General features: G+C 41.2%; 15 protein-coding genes. 9 read left to right on the top strand and 6 right to left on the bottom strand.

Annotation, left to right across the window (positions count from 1 at the left end; genetic code table 11):
- The first annotated feature begins 38 nt into the window (after positions 1-38).
- The gene (locus TERMP_RS08065) at positions 39-641 is read left to right on the top strand and encodes a DUF998 domain-containing protein (protein WP_052296228.1); all 603 of its coding nucleotides are present in this window, start codon (positions 39-41) and stop codon (positions 639-641) included.
- Here the strand turns inward: TERMP_RS08065 and TERMP_RS08060 are convergent.
- On the bottom strand, positions 625-2,088 hold the full coding sequence (locus TERMP_RS08060) for an S-layer protein (RefSeq protein ID WP_013467900.1): 1,464 nt from the start codon (positions 2,086-2,088) through the stop codon (positions 625-627). The two genes, TERMP_RS08065 and TERMP_RS08060, sit on opposite strands and share 17 nt — an antisense overlap.
- 122 nt (positions 2,089-2,210) lie before the next feature.
- Here TERMP_RS08060 and TERMP_RS08055 point away from each other — a divergent pair, with 122 nt between their 5' ends.
- The 3 genes from TERMP_RS08055 to TERMP_RS08045 are packed head-to-tail and all read left to right on the top strand — an operon-like array spanning position 2,211 to position 4,381.
- The gene (locus tag TERMP_RS08055; protein ID WP_048159806.1) at positions 2,211-2,687 is read left to right on the top strand and encodes a DUF2391 family protein; all 477 of its coding nucleotides are present in this window, start codon (positions 2,211-2,213) and stop codon (positions 2,685-2,687) included.
- The gene (locus tag TERMP_RS08050; RefSeq protein WP_013467898.1) at positions 2,688-3,692 is read left to right on the top strand and encodes a DUF3226 domain-containing protein; all 1,005 of its coding nucleotides are present in this window, start codon (positions 2,688-2,690) and stop codon (positions 3,690-3,692) included. It abuts the gene before it with no gap.
- On the top strand, positions 3,689-4,381 hold the full coding sequence (locus TERMP_RS08045) for an HAD family hydrolase (RefSeq protein WP_013467897.1): 693 nt from the start codon (positions 3,689-3,691) through the stop codon (positions 4,379-4,381). Before TERMP_RS08050 ends, TERMP_RS08045 begins: the two co-directional genes overlap by 4 nt.
- A gap of 206 nt (positions 4,382-4,587) precedes the next feature.
- On the opposite strand, the gene TERMP_RS08040 is transcribed toward TERMP_RS08045, so the two are convergent.
- On the bottom strand, positions 4,588-8,004 hold the full coding sequence (locus TERMP_RS08040) for a DNA polymerase domain-containing protein (protein ID WP_013467896.1): 3,417 nt from the start codon (positions 8,002-8,004) through the stop codon (positions 4,588-4,590).
- An 82-nt stretch (positions 8,005-8,086) separates the two neighbouring features.
- On the opposite strand from TERMP_RS08040, the gene TERMP_RS08035 reads away from it, so the two are divergent.
- Positions 8,087-9,442: an RsmB/NOP family class I SAM-dependent RNA methyltransferase gene (locus tag TERMP_RS08035; protein ID WP_013467895.1), complete on the top strand. Its 1,356-nt coding sequence runs from the start codon at positions 8,087-8,089 to the stop codon at positions 9,440-9,442.
- A gap of 22 nt (positions 9,443-9,464) precedes the next feature.
- Here the strand turns inward: TERMP_RS08035 and TERMP_RS08030 are convergent, their stop codons facing one another.
- Entirely contained in the window at positions 9,465-10,682 is a 1,218-nt protein-coding gene (locus tag TERMP_RS08030; protein ID WP_013467894.1) for an MFS transporter, read from the bottom strand.
- Between the two features lie 27 nt (positions 10,683-10,709).
- Positions 10,710-11,333 (bottom strand): TIGR00296 family protein, encoded by a 624-nt coding sequence (locus TERMP_RS08025; protein ID WP_013467893.1) that lies wholly within the window; start codon positions 11,331-11,333, stop codon positions 10,710-10,712.
- 94 nt (positions 11,334-11,427) lie between these two features.
- Between TERMP_RS08025 and TERMP_RS08020 the strand changes: the two genes are divergently transcribed.
- From TERMP_RS08020 to TERMP_RS08005, 4 genes are read left to right on the top strand one after another with little or no spacing between them, the layout of a single operon-like run.
- A complete protein-coding gene (locus TERMP_RS08020) occupies positions 11,428-11,730 on the top strand; it encodes an MTH1187 family thiamine-binding protein (protein ID WP_013467892.1) in 303 nt (100 codons plus the stop codon).
- 17 nt (positions 11,731-11,747) lie between these two features.
- Positions 11,748-12,872, top strand: a complete 1,125-nt coding sequence (locus tag TERMP_RS08015) for a DUF373 family protein (RefSeq protein ID WP_013467891.1) — start codon at positions 11,748-11,750, stop codon at positions 12,870-12,872.
- On the top strand, positions 12,841-13,911 hold the full coding sequence (locus TERMP_RS08010; RefSeq protein WP_048159804.1) for a coiled-coil domain-containing protein: 1,071 nt from the start codon (positions 12,841-12,843) through the stop codon (positions 13,909-13,911). Before TERMP_RS08015 ends, TERMP_RS08010 begins: the two co-directional genes overlap by 32 nt.
- A gap of 42 nt (positions 13,912-13,953) precedes the next feature.
- The gene (locus TERMP_RS08005) at positions 13,954-14,802 is read left to right on the top strand and encodes a deoxyribonuclease IV (RefSeq protein ID WP_013467889.1); all 849 of its coding nucleotides are present in this window, start codon (positions 13,954-13,956) and stop codon (positions 14,800-14,802) included.
- Here the strand turns inward: TERMP_RS08005 and TERMP_RS11745 are convergent.
- Entirely contained in the window at positions 14,799-14,924 is a 126-nt protein-coding gene (locus TERMP_RS11745) for a hypothetical protein (protein WP_013467888.1), read from the bottom strand. The two genes, TERMP_RS08005 and TERMP_RS11745, sit on opposite strands and share 4 nt — an antisense overlap.
- Entirely contained in the window at positions 14,921-16,006 is a 1,086-nt protein-coding gene (locus TERMP_RS08000) for a DmpA family aminopeptidase (RefSeq protein WP_013467887.1), read from the bottom strand. The genes TERMP_RS11745 and TERMP_RS08000 overlap by 4 nt, the downstream gene beginning before the upstream one ends.
- Positions 16,007-16,066 lie beyond the last annotated feature (60 nt).

The raw sequence follows: 16,066 nt of genomic DNA, 5'->3' as shown, positions 1-16,066 counted from the left end.
TTTAAGTTTTAGCTCCATGAATTCATCAGGTGTCTGGAATGAAGGTGAAGTCCGAGAATCTCTTGGAGATAGGTGCCATGTCTGGGTTCCTCTTGCCTATAATCTTTGCAGTAATGTTAAGCGTAGCTATAACTCTTAACCCCTGGTTTTCTTTCCATAAAAATGCCCTGAGCGACTTGGGCTCTCTTAAAGTCCAAACCCGGTATGTTTTCAATTCAGGCTTAATTCTCATGGGTATCCTTGGCATTGTCTTTTCTTTGGCAGCTGTTAGGTATTTTGGCTCAAATATGATGCACATCCTTACAGTTGCAATGGCATTTTTAATAGCCGTAGGGATTTTCCCAGAGGAGTACGGTAAAATTCATTCAATCCCTGCGATTCTGTTTTATTTGTTGTCCCTTACTGGAATCTTTTATGCTGGTGTTATCCTTAGAAAACGTGGGAAGCAAAAGCTCTCCTTATTCAGCATGATAGGTAGTGCTGGCACATTTGCTTTAATGATAGCAACACTTGGAAAATCTGGATTGGCTGTGCCAGAAATGATAGGTGCCGTTTTTATACTTTCTTGGATCGTTGTGATAAGCCACAAAATGCTAAAAGAGACAAAAAGGAAAGAGTCGAACATCAAATCTTATTCATAAACTCCTCGACAGCTTTCCTTGTCAGTGTGTAGTCCTTACCCGCAAGTATTATAACTTTATACTCTGGATTGTTTGGATTGTCCAGGACTTTGACAACGTATCCCTTGTTCATTATTTCATCCTTTATGCTCTGGATTGTGCTTGAACCATAAACCTGCTCCAGTAGTTTCCATGCTTTATTGCTGACCCACCCTCCAACGATTATCACATTCTTATCACTGGGCAGCTTTGTTAGTTGAGTGTCCTCTATTATCAACTTGTTTACATCGTCAATAACATCAGCTTTAACTGTTTTTACGGTTACCTTCCTTTTCACTGTATCAATTCTGACAAACCTGTATCCTGCGATTCCAGTTATCTCACCGTTTTCATCTTTTGCGAACACAGGCTGAATGTTAAGCCCATCAATTGGAAGTTTCAGCATTTGACCGTCATCGAGTACAACTTTGGGAAAATTGTTGTCTGGATCGACATGGAGATACAGCACGAACAAGTTGTTGGTTGGGTCTATGTCCCAAATCCACTGTCCCTCGTAGACTTCCCCATCCTGATACATCCTAACCTTCTCGTAATATTCGTATTTGTATGTGACCTGTCTTGTACCTCCTATACCAACAAAGAAGTCTGTTGGAGAGATGATCAGCATCTTCTTAATTCCAGCCTGTAAAAGCTCCTGAATTCTTGCTGAGGGGTAAGAGTCAAAGGGTTCAAAGTCTTCATCTCCGTTGGCATCAACGTAGAGGATGTAGTACTTGTTCTTATAGAGCGTGTCTGTCCTCACGAATCCGCTCGGGAAGGATATGTCCACAAGGGTCTTTTCCTGCTCGGTGTCAATATCTCTGAACTTGATCTTCCATCCATTTATTGTCAGCGTTTCACCCAGAGCCTTTGAACCGGAGTTTTCCTCATATGAGTAGATGTACATGGTGTCCTTTCCATCAACCACTGTGGAAACTATTTTAGCGGTTTCCCCCCCAAGATTCAGGGGAGTTGTATTTTCATTGAAGATTATCTCAACGCTCTTGTCGTTGAACTGTGCTTTTTTGATTGTATCGTTGTATAAGACCCTCGAAAAGTTGACTGCAACAACAATTGTGTCCCCTACTGGAGAGTCCCCGACGTTAATCCCTACATCTGGCATATCCACACTGTTCAGCTTGTAGTACTGATTGTTATCCTGGATTAGAACGCTGTGGTACTCAATAGGTACATCGACGTATGTGGAGTATGTTACCTCTCTTATGCCTTTGAGCACAAGCAGAGCCCCCAATTTTGACCCCGTGATGGCATCTTCGCCTATATGGAGGGGCTGTCCATTAACTATCTTCGTCGTTGGTAAAACAATAATGCTGTTTGTTGAGTTTACTTTAAAATTGAACCCCTGCACTGCTCCTGCAACAGATACTAAAAACAAAACAGATAGTATTACGCTCAAAACTTTTCTCATACTTACTCACCTAAATTTTGTAGTCCTCAAAGTTTATAACCTTGTCCCAAGACTTTTTAAATGTGCGATGATGAATGAATCCAATGCTGAACTGATGATTGACCCCAGAGTGGCTGAGCAAAATGAGTGAGGAACTAAAGCAACTTAATGAACGTTTTGAAAAGCTCTCGGAACAGATTGAAGGGTTAGAGAAGAGGTTTGAGAAGAAACCTGATAAGCTGGGGTGGGATGATATAGCTCAGGAAATCATTGGTGCCCTGACTTTTTCTCTCCCATTTCTCTTTACACAAGAAATCTGGGACATAGCAAAGTCTTTAACTATGGAGCGGGCGGTTGGAATTTTGATTTTGACCCTCTCAATTGCTTATCTTTTCATAACAAAAGCAAAAGTTTCAAACATTGAGAGGGAGGAACTGTTCCATATACCAAAACGCCTTTTAACGGTAGTCTTAATCTCATATCTGATATCCGCGGGCTTAATCTACCTGTATGGTATAAACAGGCTTGCTGAGTTCTCCCTGAATCAGTACATAAGTGCGACCATCATAATAAGCACCTTTGCCGTGATTGGTGCGATAGCCGTTGATATGGTGAAGTAAATGAGAATTGTGACGGGAAAGCGTTATGAGAATTTTAAAGATGCGGTGTTTTTCCCAGAGCATGGAAAGAACAGTGAAGAGCTGAAGAAGTTTGTGAGCTCACTTGAAGGAGAAGAAACAGTGGTTACAGCAAGTTTGGAGTTAATTGACCTTATTCTGGAACGGTTTAAGAGAACAGAAAGTGGAGAGCTTCTATATTCCGATACAATGAAAAGCTTAACTTTGAAAGAAGCCTATGAGCTCAGAAAATACCTCGATTTTGATCTAAGAGGTGCATCATTTGGTGGATTTTCCAAAGTCAGCATTATCTTCTGTGAGGGCAAAACTGACTCAAAATTTTTCAAAGGGGTTTATAAAAAGCTGTTCGGATTTAAAGAAAGCAGAACAACGCCTGAAAATTTAAAACTGATTGAGAAGGTCTTTGAGAGGGACAACTTCGAGCTTTTGAGAAAAGACGATGTATTTCTGGCAATAATCCCAAGTGAAGGCAACGCTGGGGTTATAAGGAACTTGGGAAACTTTTTGAAAGCTATGGACGTTTTTGAGTTTAAAGTTGACAAGATAGGATTAGCCATTGATATCGATGAGAGTGCCGAAGGGGTAATGGAGTCAATAAGGGGCAAGCTTTCCTCATTCAAATTCACAAGAGAGGGAGGGAATTTTAGAGTTGGAGATGTTGTTATAGTCCCGCTTTTAATTGGCTACCACTTTAGACACCCATGCGTGGAGTGGAAAAAGCCAACTGTTGAGGATTTGATGCTTAAGCTTCTGGAAAAGCAGGGAGTGCTGAGAAAAATTGAGAGGGCAATAAACATTCTGTGCATTGATCTAAAGAGAAAACTGAAGCCGAAAGAGGTAATTTATTTAGCTTTAGCTTCCTACGGCTTCTGGGGAAACCTCGAGGGGTTCTATGAAATGTTTGTAATGCGCTCAAGGAAGAAAAACCTTGAAGAAATTCTCTCTGCTGCTGGACTTTTGGATAAGCTGGCGGAGGTGATTGAATGAAGCTTGTGAGCTTTGATGTCTGGAACACCCTCCTGGATATCAACGTTATGCTGGAGGAACTGACAAAAGCCTTGGCTGAGCTGACAAAGAAAGATTATAAAGAGGTTTTTGAAAAAGTCATGGAAGCAAGAGGAGAAATCAAGGAGCTGAGGAAGAGCAAAAGAGGCAACCCAGAGAAAGCTCTCGAAGAGAGTCAAGAAATCCTCGCAAAAAAGCTTGGCTGTGATATTGAGATCATCAAGAGGGTTGCTGCTAAAGCAACGCTCAGAGTTGATGAGAGGATTGTCATTGAAGGAGCAATTGAAGGCTTGAAAGCGGCAAAAGAGAAGGATTTAATCATAATCACAACAGGCAACGTAATGTTCTGGCCTTCTGCCTATACGCGCTTAATTCTTGAGAGGTTTGGGTTGGCGGATTTCATTGATAGGCAGTTTTATTCCGATGAACTCAAAGCCTACAAGCCTATGAAAGAAGTCTTCTTGAAGCCGTTGGAGTATTTTGGAGTTAAGCCGGAGGAGGCACTCCACATAGGCGACACCTATGCAGAGGATTTTGAAGGAGCTTTAAATGCTGGACTGTGGGCAGTCTGGATTAATCCAGATGCTGAGAAGGTTGAGAGGATAGCAGAGAGGGGCTTTGTGGTAAGGAATGCCGGGGAGTTAGAGGAGGTTTTGAAGTTAATCCGATGAGTTCTGAATTCTCATTAGTTTATTTGTAGGGTGATAAAAAGTGTAAACTGAAGAACTCTTTGGAATCTTAATTTTTGTCTCTTGATTCCCTTATTATTCTGGTGGAAAAAGCCATCTTCTACTGAGCTTTCACTCTGTTCCAGCAGTTTTAATGCTTTCTTCAGGAGTTCTCTTTTTTCCTGCTCATTCTATTTCATTAAATCACCTCATTTCTTGACATTCAGCCAGGCTCCCAATCCAAGTTGCTTAGTCTTCTGATATCTTAAATCTTCCTTCCTGTATCCGAAAGCCTCCAAAATCCTTAAAACTGCTGGCAGAACTTGGTGCTCAATGTAATAATCCGGATCGTACTTGTGCTTCTTTGGATCATATTCGCTCAATAGAATCGCCCTGTCACTTATCTTTTTGTCCCCCTTGAGGATTATATAGCTGATTATCATCCCCGGTCTCACTTTAATCCCCTTAGCTTTGAGCCTCCTTGCAACCGCAACATGCGGCCCGGTGGCTTTATACTCGTCCAAGCTTTTTGTTATCTGCTCGTGTATCACGAGCTTTTCAAGTGGAACTTTATACTTTGCCAAGTCTTCAACCACTTTCTTGACTATTTCAACGGCCTTCTCAACGCTACCATCCTTCAGAATTGCCTCTAAGACCTTTGCCTGGGTTTCCTTTGCTATCTCGCTCCAGTCCCTCCTCACAACCTCGAGTCCCCTTGTGGTTATCTTTCCTTCTTCATCTATCACTGCATACCTCTTTTTTGTAACGAAGAACCCTCTTAAGTAAAAGCCTTCATACTCAAGCTCCAGCAACCCGGGGAGTTTAGAGTTGATGTATTTTAAGAACTCTTTAGCCTTCTTCTTGATAGTCTCAGCGTCAGCATCGGGTATTGTCGCATAGAGTCCATCTGTGTCGGCATATAGAACTTTAAACCCGAATTTTTCCTCTATTTCTTTAATCGTCATCTCTATGTATGTTCTTCCCCATGCCGTTACACTCTCGGCACATTCCTTTGAATACCATCTCGCCTTTGGATACCCCATATAACCGTAATGAGAATTTGCCAAAAGCTTCACAGCTTTTTGCCTGTAATCAAGCATCTTCCTCTTTATGGGATCGATTGTGGCTTTCATCTCCTTCTTTATCTTTGTCCTTGTTTCAATGAGCTCTTCAAGTATGGATGATATAAATCCTTTGAAATCTTTGCAGAACTTATAGCCAACAATCGGGGCAACATCATAGTTTTTACAACCTTCTCTTTCGAGGGTATCGGGCGAAACGTTATGTGTGATGATTATTGAAGGATACAGAGAGTTGTGGGTTAGAATTCCATTTGCGAAATAGTAGGGAGCACCATCAAGGGTCAAATCATAAACTTTGCCCTTGTAGTATTCTTTTGTTGCATGAATTTCATTTAACCTGTAAAAGCCGCTGTTTTCTATTTGATACATTTCTTTCTGCTCGATAATCTGTTTTAAAAGCTCTTTTTTTCTTGTGCTTATAAATCCTACCAAAATTGCGAATTTAACAAGCTCTCCCCGCCATGGGATTTCAATTATGTAACGTGTGTATCTCTTCCCATTCTTTTCGTCTGTGTAGGTATATGTGGAGTGCCTAATGCCAAGTTTGTTCAACAGCTTAGATACGAGCTCAATTTTCTTTTTGTTCCTTGTTCCTTGGTTTGCTACAACTGTTCTCCTAACCGTGTTTATGGTGCCGTCTCCTTCAAAGAAGCCTCTAAGCACCGAAGCGGCATCAAGGTTTTCAATTTCCCTCATGATATTCTCGATTTCTAAGTAAACTGATTTCTTAGCGCACTGTAATGTTAGGGCTTTGCTGTTCTTTTTTCTTTTTATTGACGGTTTACAGCCAAAGAGCTTTTCAAAGATATAGTTTATACGGTCTATGAGCTCCTTTTCATCTTCATTGACAGTTATCGCGACCCTATACTGATGCGATACTCGGTGTCTCCTCCGTGAAGAGTCAAAGTATCTGATATCCTTTCTTAGCAAGTGTCCCTCTGCTAAAATTATGCCGGCAAGCTCACTTTTTAGGATGAATTCCTCAGAAAACTCTGATTTTCTTTTTTCAATTTCCCCTATTGATTCAAAGAGGTGTGTGGCAATAATTCTTCCTTTAACTTTATTGGTTAACATAGATTTTGCATAGCTGTCCCGTATTACAGTTTGTCGCTTTTTCTGTGTAACCACAGGTAGCTTATGGTTTGGAGTGCATTTAAGCCCATTTACATTCACAAGCTCACCATCATAGTCATACTCCCATACTTTCAGCACTTTATGCCAGCCATTTATTCCCAAGACATAGTCTCCTTCCCTGACTTCGCTTATATTGACGATGCCCTTCCCCTTAACAACAACCTTTGTATCGGCTGGATGACACCTAAAATCTAAATAAACAATGTTCTCCCATAATCCTCTTTCCGGCTCTTTAACATAGCCTCCAAGATATGTCGTTCTCAGCCTCCTCTGATACTCCTCGTCGCTTGGTTTGTTCGGAGCAAGTTCGTTTCTCTGGTATGCAATCCTCAGTAAAAACCACTCAACCAAGTTCCCTGTGCTCGAACGGGAGACATCCCAGACACTTTGCCCGATAAGCCTTGCTAACTCCGCTTCCATAGGGAAGAACTCTCTGCCCAATTCATAGGTCGCTTTAGCATCTTCCATTGAGTATTTTGCAAGTTCCTTCATTCCTTCTTCACTTTCCCATATTGCAGTTATCTCCGCAGCCTCAAGTTTGGTTTTCTTCTTGCCTAAGACCGCTTCGTATACAGCCTCAAGAGTATAGGTGGGCAGATTTATTGTCCTCCTCACAACAGGGAAGAGGTCAAAATGGATCCTTCCCTTGATTTCAACGGCAAATCTGTCACCCATTCTTTGTATCTTCGGCTCCGGATTTTCCTTATCTCTTGAAATGAACAACCTCAGTCCTAATTTCTGAGCTCTCTTGATTAAATACGGCAGATCGAAGTTGTCTCCGTTGTAGGTTATGAGGACATCTGGATCTTTCTCCCTGATGATTTGAACAAAGCGCTTTATCATCTCCCTCTCGCTGGAAACAACCTCAACATACGGCAGATCAATTTTCTTCCAAGTTATAACTTTTGCCTCATTTTCATCAGCATAGCTAATCATTATTATCTCGCCTTCTCCGAACTGCTCCCCCTCGTGGTAGAAGGTCTCTATGTCAAAGGCAAGGAGTTTGAGCTCTTCATCTCCTTCCATCGGGATTAAACCCTTATCAATGAGATAACGCTTTGCGAAAGGTATGTCATATTCAAAAATGTCAATTACTTTTGGATGCTCCCTTATTTTTTCTCTAATCGCTGGAACGTCTTGTGGATGTTCAAAAATGAGCTTCCACACCTCTATTGGTCTTCCCAAAAACTTTTTCTGAACTTTTTCAGCTTTCAAAACTCTGACAGTTTTGTTTCCTCTTTTTGCCGTTATTTTTTTAACCTCTTCAATAGCATCATCACTTTCAAGAAGAGCGTAAATGTAAGGCTGGAAGTTTCTGTCAAGCTCTATCTTAAACTCGCCATTTTCTTTCTTGAAAATCCTGATTATGGGCTTTCCATCTTTCGTGATGTAGTCAGTATCGAGAATCATAATTTCACCCTTTTAAAAATACATGCCCATTTTAGATAAAATTTTCCACCAAATTTTTAAACTCTCCATCGAAGGTAGGAGCATGGAGCTGTTTTATCGCATAACTCTTCACGAGCTCATAGCTGACATACTGACATTAATTGATGAGCGTGAGCTCTCTTCAAAAAATGCTCTTGAGAGGGTTTTTAAGCGAGTCAGCGGAAAAGATAGGGAAAAAGCTCGTGGGTTAGCTCATGCTTATGTATTTGAAATTGAAAAATGGAGAAAGAAAATTGACTTCATAGTGAACTCTGTTCTCAAGGGTTCAAAAATTGAAGATTTAGAGCTTTATTTGGCTAATTTAATTAGAATTGGTGTTTTTGAAATGAAGTTTAAAGGAGTAAACCCAGCAATTGCCACTGATTCCGTTGTTAGAGTTGTTAAGGAGAAATATGATCTGGCAAAAGCTAAGTTTGTGAATGCTTTGCTTAGAGAAGTGGAGAACTTTAACCTCGAAAAAGCTTTGAAAAAGCTAAAAGAGAAGGACAGAATTGAGTATTTGAGTGTTAAGTTCTCTCATCCAAGATGGTACGTTGAATATGCAATCGAGCTGCTCGGTTATGATGATGCTATTAGGCTTCTGCTAAGCAACAACAGGGCTCAGCGCTACTATGTAAGGGTGAATCCCATTAAAACAGATATTGACAGCTTAGCTGATTATTTGGAGGAGCATAACGTCAGGGTTGCCAGAACTCCGGTTGATGATGTTCTCAAGATTTTAGAATACAAGACTCCAATTACAAGGCTTGAATGGTACAAGCAGGGCTACTTTGTCATTCAAGACTTAGCTTCAGCTTATGTTGCTCATGTTTTAGGCCCAGAAAAAGGAGAGAGGATTTTAGATCTGGCGGCTGCTCCTGGAAGTAAAACATTCCACGTTGCTCATCTAATGGAAAATACTGGTGAGATAATAGCTGTTGATTACTCTTTGGAGAGACTCAACAAGATGCGTGAGAAGATGAAGATTCTGGGAGTCAGGAATGTTAAGCTTGTTCATGCCGACGGAATGAAGTTCAAGGAAAAAGAGGAGTTCGATAGGATTATCCTTGATGCTCCGTGCTCAAGTTCGGGTACTTACAGGCAGTTCCCGGAGGTGAAGTGGCGTTTTGATGAGAGGAAAATCAAGAAGGTTATCCAAGTGCAGAAAGCTATGCTGAGGAATGCTTATCGCAACCTAAGGATTGGTGGGGAGATGACTTACTCGACATGCTCAATCAGAATCGATGAAAACGAAGAGAACATTAAATATGCAATGAATAAGATTGGCTTTGAGCTTGTTGATTATCCATTCAGCTGGGGTGAAAGGGGCTTTTTGGAGATTGGAGATAAAGTTTTCAGAGCTTGGACTCATCTGCATGACTGCAACAGCTTTTTCATTGCGAAATTGAGGAAAGAATAATTCGTGTTTGTTCGTGACATCTCTATTTCTCTTTTGAATGTAGTTGGAGATGTTTTAGTTTTAGGGGTTCTTTTAGGATTCCGATTGTTTGTGCTCCTTTGAATGCTAAGCCAATGCCAGAGAGGATTAGGGCGAACACTAATCTTGCCTCTGCTAAGCCTAATTTATCAACGGCAAAACCGTAGATTCCGTAGAAAAATGCCATTATCAGGGCTGAAATCATTGAGTAGAGTGAAATTAGGGTAGCTCTTTTTTCGCTGGAGATTCTTACTTGCAGTTCAATGCCAAAGTTGAAGGCAAAGGCAGTATTGATTATTGTTGCAATAACTCCAAGTATCACGATGAAGACTGGGTTTTGATAAATTACTGAGAGAGCCGTAAGTATTGGAATGCTCACGGGTGCTATTGAGTAGGCAAAGGCACTCCATTTTTCTTTAAGTCTAACGCCGATTATTTTGGGTAGGACTTTTACTATTGCTTCGATTAGTCCCAAAAGTCCTAACGTTTCCATTATTGTTGTTTTGAGGCTTTGGGCTAAGATGTTGCCCAAGTAAGGCTCGAAGTATTGTCGAAATTGGTTGATTGACATGGTTACGGTTATTGCCATGATGATTAGCCAGAATAAGTTTGGTTTCATTAGTTCCTTGATTGAGTGCAAAACATGAACATGATAGGCAAGTTCGGGCTTCTTAAACTCATATTCGGGAATGCTGAGGGCTGTCATGAGCGTTGTTATTTCGAGGATTAATTTTAGGATTAGTGGTAGTTTGAAGCCGTATTCTTGGGCTAAGAGGCTTCCGATTACGATTGTTATTGCTGATAATGGTAGGGTTATTGTTTTTATTTCCTTCATGAGTTCTCTATACTCTTTTTCTTTGCCTAAGTGTTTTAGATTGTCGTATAGCCATGCTTCTAAGCTTCCGCTGATGAATGTTACGCTGAGGGAGGTTATTATTGAGTAAGCTATCAGCATGGGGAAGTTTTTTAAGAATATTAGGATTATTGTGCCGATTGGGAAGAGTGTTAAGCCGATTAGCACGCTTTTCTTTCGGCTTATTTTATCCCCAACTACTCCCGTTGGGACTTCAAAGAGGAAGAAGCCGATGGTTGATATTGCGGTTGCTATTCCGATTTGAGTGTATGTTAAGCCCTTTGCAAGGTAGTAGATGACTAAGATGTTTCCCACAAAGCCTGTGTTCATTAGAGCATAGAGGACTTTGTATTTTTTGATTACATCCATCTAATTCCCCTGGTGTTACTACCATTGCTAAGTTTGGCTAAGGGGCTTCCTCTTTACAGGTCCCCTCGGATACTCTTCCTCAAATATTTCCGCCGTGAATTTGTAGACTTTTGTGTCTGGATCAAGCCAGCAGTCTGGAGGCAGACCGGCTTTCCAGCATGTCTCTGCTAAAAACTCTTCCTCATCCCAGCCCCATTCAATCGGCACTTGAGGTAGCAAAAGCCCCGAATAGATGCCCTTTTCGATTATCAAGCCATCTCTTCCGACCTTAATTTTCTTCGGTCTTTCTTCTGGAGGGCCCTCAATTAACTCAGGAGGAGTTAGAACACTGACTTCAATTATTATGTTGTTCATCTCATCCAAACTTACTGGAGGAAAGCGGGGATCATCAACAGCTGCATATATGGCAGCCTTTATTGTAGCTTCAACGAGTGGGTAGATCGGCAGGGGAAATCCAATACAACCTCTAAGTGCTGTCTGCTTTGGAACACCGTGCCTGTTTAGAGTAACAAAAACTCCCATCTTTTCCCAAAGCTCTTCTGGAGTGTCCTTTGGAGGCTTAATAATTTTTCCACTCTTTAAATACTCTTCAATTGCTCTCCTCGCGAGCTTGACTAAGAACTCCCCCCATTCATCTTTGATTTTGTGCATATCCCTCACCACATTTTCTTACGTCTTTGGAGTATTTTAAGGTGTTGCGCAAAGCTTAAAAAATTGTCGAGCTTAGCTTAGTTAGGTGTCGAAAATGGTCATCATTGAGTTTGTCATAGTGCCCCTTGGAGAGCTCAGCCTGAGCAAGTACGTTGCCGAGGTAATAAAGCTTTTAGAGAAGAAGGGTGTAAAGTATCAGCTGACACCTATGGGTACCATAATTGAAGTCCCTACAGTTTCAGAGGGTCTTAAAGTAATTGAAGAGGCCCATGAGCTCATGTTCAAGCTTGGAGCAAAAAGGGTTTCAACGACGATTCGAATTGATGACAGAAGAGATAAAAAGGTTAAGATGGAAGATAAAGTTGAGTCAGTGTTGGAGAAAGCCCGGGAGGGTTAAAAATTAGGGTTTTGGTTTTGGCAATTGACAGAGATGACGACTTTGGGGTTAAAGCTGGGGTAAAAGGTCCGGTTATTGGGCGAGATGCATGTATAGACGCTGCCCTTAAGCTTAGCTTGGCAGATCCAGAGGATAGTGATGCCAACGTTGTTTATGCCGCTGTTAAGCTTCATGATGAGCTTAAAGAGAGCGGTGAGTTTGAGGATGTTAAAGTTGCCCTCATTACAGGTCACCATGACGTTGGTGTAAAGAGTGATTTAGAATTAAGCAAACAGCTTGATGAAGTTCTGAAAGTGTTTCCAGCTGATGGAATTATCCCGGTCACAGATGGGGCTGAAGATGAGCAGATTTTTCCAATTATAACTTCTAAGGTTCCAATAATAAGCTCGCGCAGAGTTGTTGTTAAGCAAAGTGAGAGCATTGAGACAACATATTACATTATTTACAGGTATCTTAAGGAAATACTCAGCGAACCGGAAGTTGCAAAGGTTGTATTTGGACTTACTGGACTTGTAATGCTCCTTTATGGAGTTGCAAAACTTATTTCTGTCAAGTATCCCCAGAGTGTCCAGATAGTCTCTGCAACAGTTACTGGAACAATACTGTTTATAATTGGGACATATCTCTTCTCGAAGGGCTTTAGGATACACGTGTCTTTAAGGGAAACAATAACAAAGGGCTTTATCGAGTTTATTTCAGTCATCGCTGGTATGCTGGTAATGGTGGCTGGAGCTATAAATGCATACCTCAATCTGGAATACATAGCGATGGAAAAGCTTGGAGGATTGCCAGGCACTCAGTTAATTGCAGTCTTGCTTTATCTGAACATCTTAAAGACTCCCTTTGTGGTAGGATTAGGCGTTATGGTGCTTGGGAAAGTTCTTCAGTCATATTTGAGGAAGGATCCGCATATTTGGTATTATATCACTGGTCTGCTCTTACTTCCGGCTCTTTGGATAACCATTGACCTGACTACCTTGTATGCAATGTCCACTGTATCCCCCTATCTGCTACAGTTCTTCAAAAAAATCGTCATGGCAATAGGAGATGTTGTTGTTGGAACTTTAATTGGGATCTATCTTAGGGAGAAAGTTAAGGGATGGGAGAAAATTGAAATTGGAAAAAGCCCTGAAGGAGTATGAAAAAAGAAAAAAAGAAGCTGAAGATAAGCAGAAAAGGCTTAAAGAACAATACACCTCTAAACTTTTAAAAAAGAAAAAAGAAATCCTAAAAAATCTTGAAAAGCTTGAAAAAAAGGAGATTTCAAAGAAAATTGATGACAGGATCAAGAAGATTGTGGAAAGGGAAAGAAGGAGTTATGTTGATACTCTAAGAAGGACACTTGAGAGAATTGAAAACATTGAGGAGCTGGGCAGATTTCTCCCAGAGCTCTCTAAGCTCCATATTTCCCATGGGAAGTATCTCCTTTTGGTATTTGAAAAGGAGATATACGCAATAAACAAGCTTTTGAAAGCCGTTTCTGAGGAGTACTCCGAATACATTAGAAAGGTATCCGAGATCAGCATTGAACCAATTGAACTTGATTCTATTTTAAGTGACATTGAATATGCCAGGAGGCAGCTTGAAAACGAAGAAGGGGATTTAAGACTTTTAAAAAATGAACTTGGGGAAAAGGAAAGGGAGTTTAAATCAAAAATTGCCGAACTGGAGAAAGAACTGGAAAAAATTGAATCTGAAATTAGAACTCTGAACTCTTTGATTGCAAAAGACGAAATTGAAATTCGATCCAAAATATCAAAGCTTCAAAAACCCATAAAGAGAATGCGTACTGGAGAGAAAACAGCTAATGAAATTTTAAAAGACAGCTCATATGGAATCGAGCATCCGGAAGAGTTCTTGAGCTTTTTAATTAAAATAAGGAGCAGATTGGAGGGAAAATACAAGCAGACCGCAGACTGGATCTTGGAGAACTTAGAATCCAAATCGAAAGAAATCCAAGAGAGAAAGCGGAAGCTGAGGGAGTTAGAAAATAAAAGAGCCGAAATTCTTCGTGAGAAAAGAAAATTTGAAAGCGAAATTGAGGCTATCAAGAAACAAATTCTGGAACAAGAAAGAAGGATAAAGCGCTTGAAGGATAAGCTACTTGAACTTGAAAAAGAATTAGACGAGTCACTCTCAAAGCTTGAGAAACTCCTAAACACAAGCATAGACAGACCATAGATTTATAATTAGGAAAGCCTAATTTTCTATTGGTGATGGGAGATGAAGATTAGGATAGACAGATTGAGGTTTGGAACAGCGGGGATTCCGCTCTCAACCCCAAAACCCTCAACTATCACCGGAATTCAGCGGGTTAGGGAGCTTGGATTAGATGCAATGGAGCTTGAGTTTGTAAGAGGTGTAAACATCTCCCCGGAAATGGCAAAGAAAATAAAGTACGTTGCTCAGAGGCATGATGTCCTTTTAACGGCTCATGCTCCATACTACATAAATCTCAACGCTGCAGAGAAGAGCAAGGTTGAGGCAAGCAAGAAGAGGATTATTCAGAGTGCTGAACGTTTGCATGAAGCCGGTGGCTGGAGCGTTGTGTTTCATGCCGGCTATTACCTTAAGCAACCTCCAGAAACAGTATATGAGAAGATTAAAAATGAGATTAAAGACATTGTCAGACAACTCCAAGACAAGGGGATAGAAATCTGGATAAGGCCAGAACTCACAGGAAAACCAACTCAGTTTGGCGAGCTCAAGGAGCTGATAAAGCTGAGTCAGGATGTGGAGATGGTTTTGCCCGCTATAGATTTTGCCCATGCACATGCGAGAGACAAAGGAAAACTGAACACAGCAGAAGAGTGGCGTGAAATGCTTTCACTGATTGAGCAGGAACTTGGAAGAGAGGCTTTAGATAACATGCACATTCACGTAAGTGGAATCCACTATACCGAGAAGGGTGAAAAGCATCATTTGAACCTTCAGGAGAGCGATTTGAGATGGGAGGACTTGCTTAAAGTGCTGAAAGAGTTCAGGGTGAAAGGTGTTGTAATAAGTGAAAGCCCCAACATTGAGGGAGATGCAATCTTGATGAAGAAGAAATACGAGAGGATAAAACTCTAATCAAGCCTGAACACTAACTTTAAAATTCTGTTTGTGAACTCTGAAAGCTCTTTTCTTTTCTCCATTGCATAAAGGACTGCTATAAGCACTGCCGCTGAGATCACATAGAATACAAGGTTCACCCTTCTAATCTCCTGTACTTTTTCATAATTTCGATCAGCTTATCATGCGGCAAAGCGTAGCGTATATGATTGTCTCTTCCAGTCATTGTCTTTGCTTGGAGCAGAGAGTTGATTATCGCCTCTTCTGTTGCTTCAGCAGCTGCTTTAAAGAGACGGTTGAGCCTTGCATCAGGGAGCATTTTCATTTCAAACTCCCCTCTTTGATAGTGCTTTATCCTTTGAGCCGTTGAAAATGCCAAAGCTATGTCACCGCTTCCGTGATAGGCGTAACCTCCAGTTCTCGCTAAGCCAACCACTGCTCTTTTAGCCAACCTGGAGAGCTGCCTTGCTGTCAGCGGAGCATCTGTCGCAAGGATCATTATGATGCTCCCTTTGCTCGGCTTCGCTCTTCCCGGGTAATCTCTAAGCTCCCAGCCGACGGGAACTCCAGCAATTGTTAAATCCTCCCTCTTTCCAAAATTGTTTAAAACCAGAGCACCCACCGTGTATCTCTTGCCCTCAATCTCAATGACTCTTGAAGAAGAACCTATTCCGCCCTTAAATTCAAAGGAGCTCATTCCAGTCCCTGCTCCAACCGAACCTTCCTCAAAGTCCTCGCTTGCGTTTTTTATTGCCTCAAAGACATGTTCTTTTTTCACATGCTTTCCCCTGAGGTCGTTCAAATAGGAATCGTTGCACTCCAGAACGACAGGATTTACTGAGCCCGTTGTAACTCCTATATCTTCATTCTGCTCGAGCATGTAATCAGTTAGGGCATCGGCAACAGTATAAACGCTTAAAGTATTTGTTAAAGCTATGGGGGTCTCGAGTGTGCCGAGTTCTCTAATTTGAGTCAGTCCTACGGGCTTTGCATAGCCGTTCATCACAAAGACACTTGCCAAGAGCTTCTCTTTGAAGATGTTTCCATCATGTGGTAAAATAACAGTGACACCTGTCCTAACTGGACCTTTTCCGGGAACGAGCTTTCCTTCTCCTTTGATCAGAGTTACATGGCCAACTTTAATGCCTTTAACGTCAGTTATTGAGTTCCTTTTTCCATGCTCATAAAATCCAATTTTAATTCCCAAGTCCGGAGCTTTCATCGGGAACACCAACTTGTATCAAGCACCGGTGGATTAAAAACTCTTTCACAGAAATGGATA

The sequence above is a fragment of the Thermococcus barophilus MP genome (assembly GCF_000151105.2).
In the GTDB taxonomy this organism is placed as follows: Archaea; Methanobacteriota_B; Thermococci; order Thermococcales; family Thermococcaceae; genus Thermococcus_B; species Thermococcus_B barophilus.
Note: the sequence above shows the minus strand (reverse complement) of the source record. Positions and strands in the feature narration are given on the sequence as shown.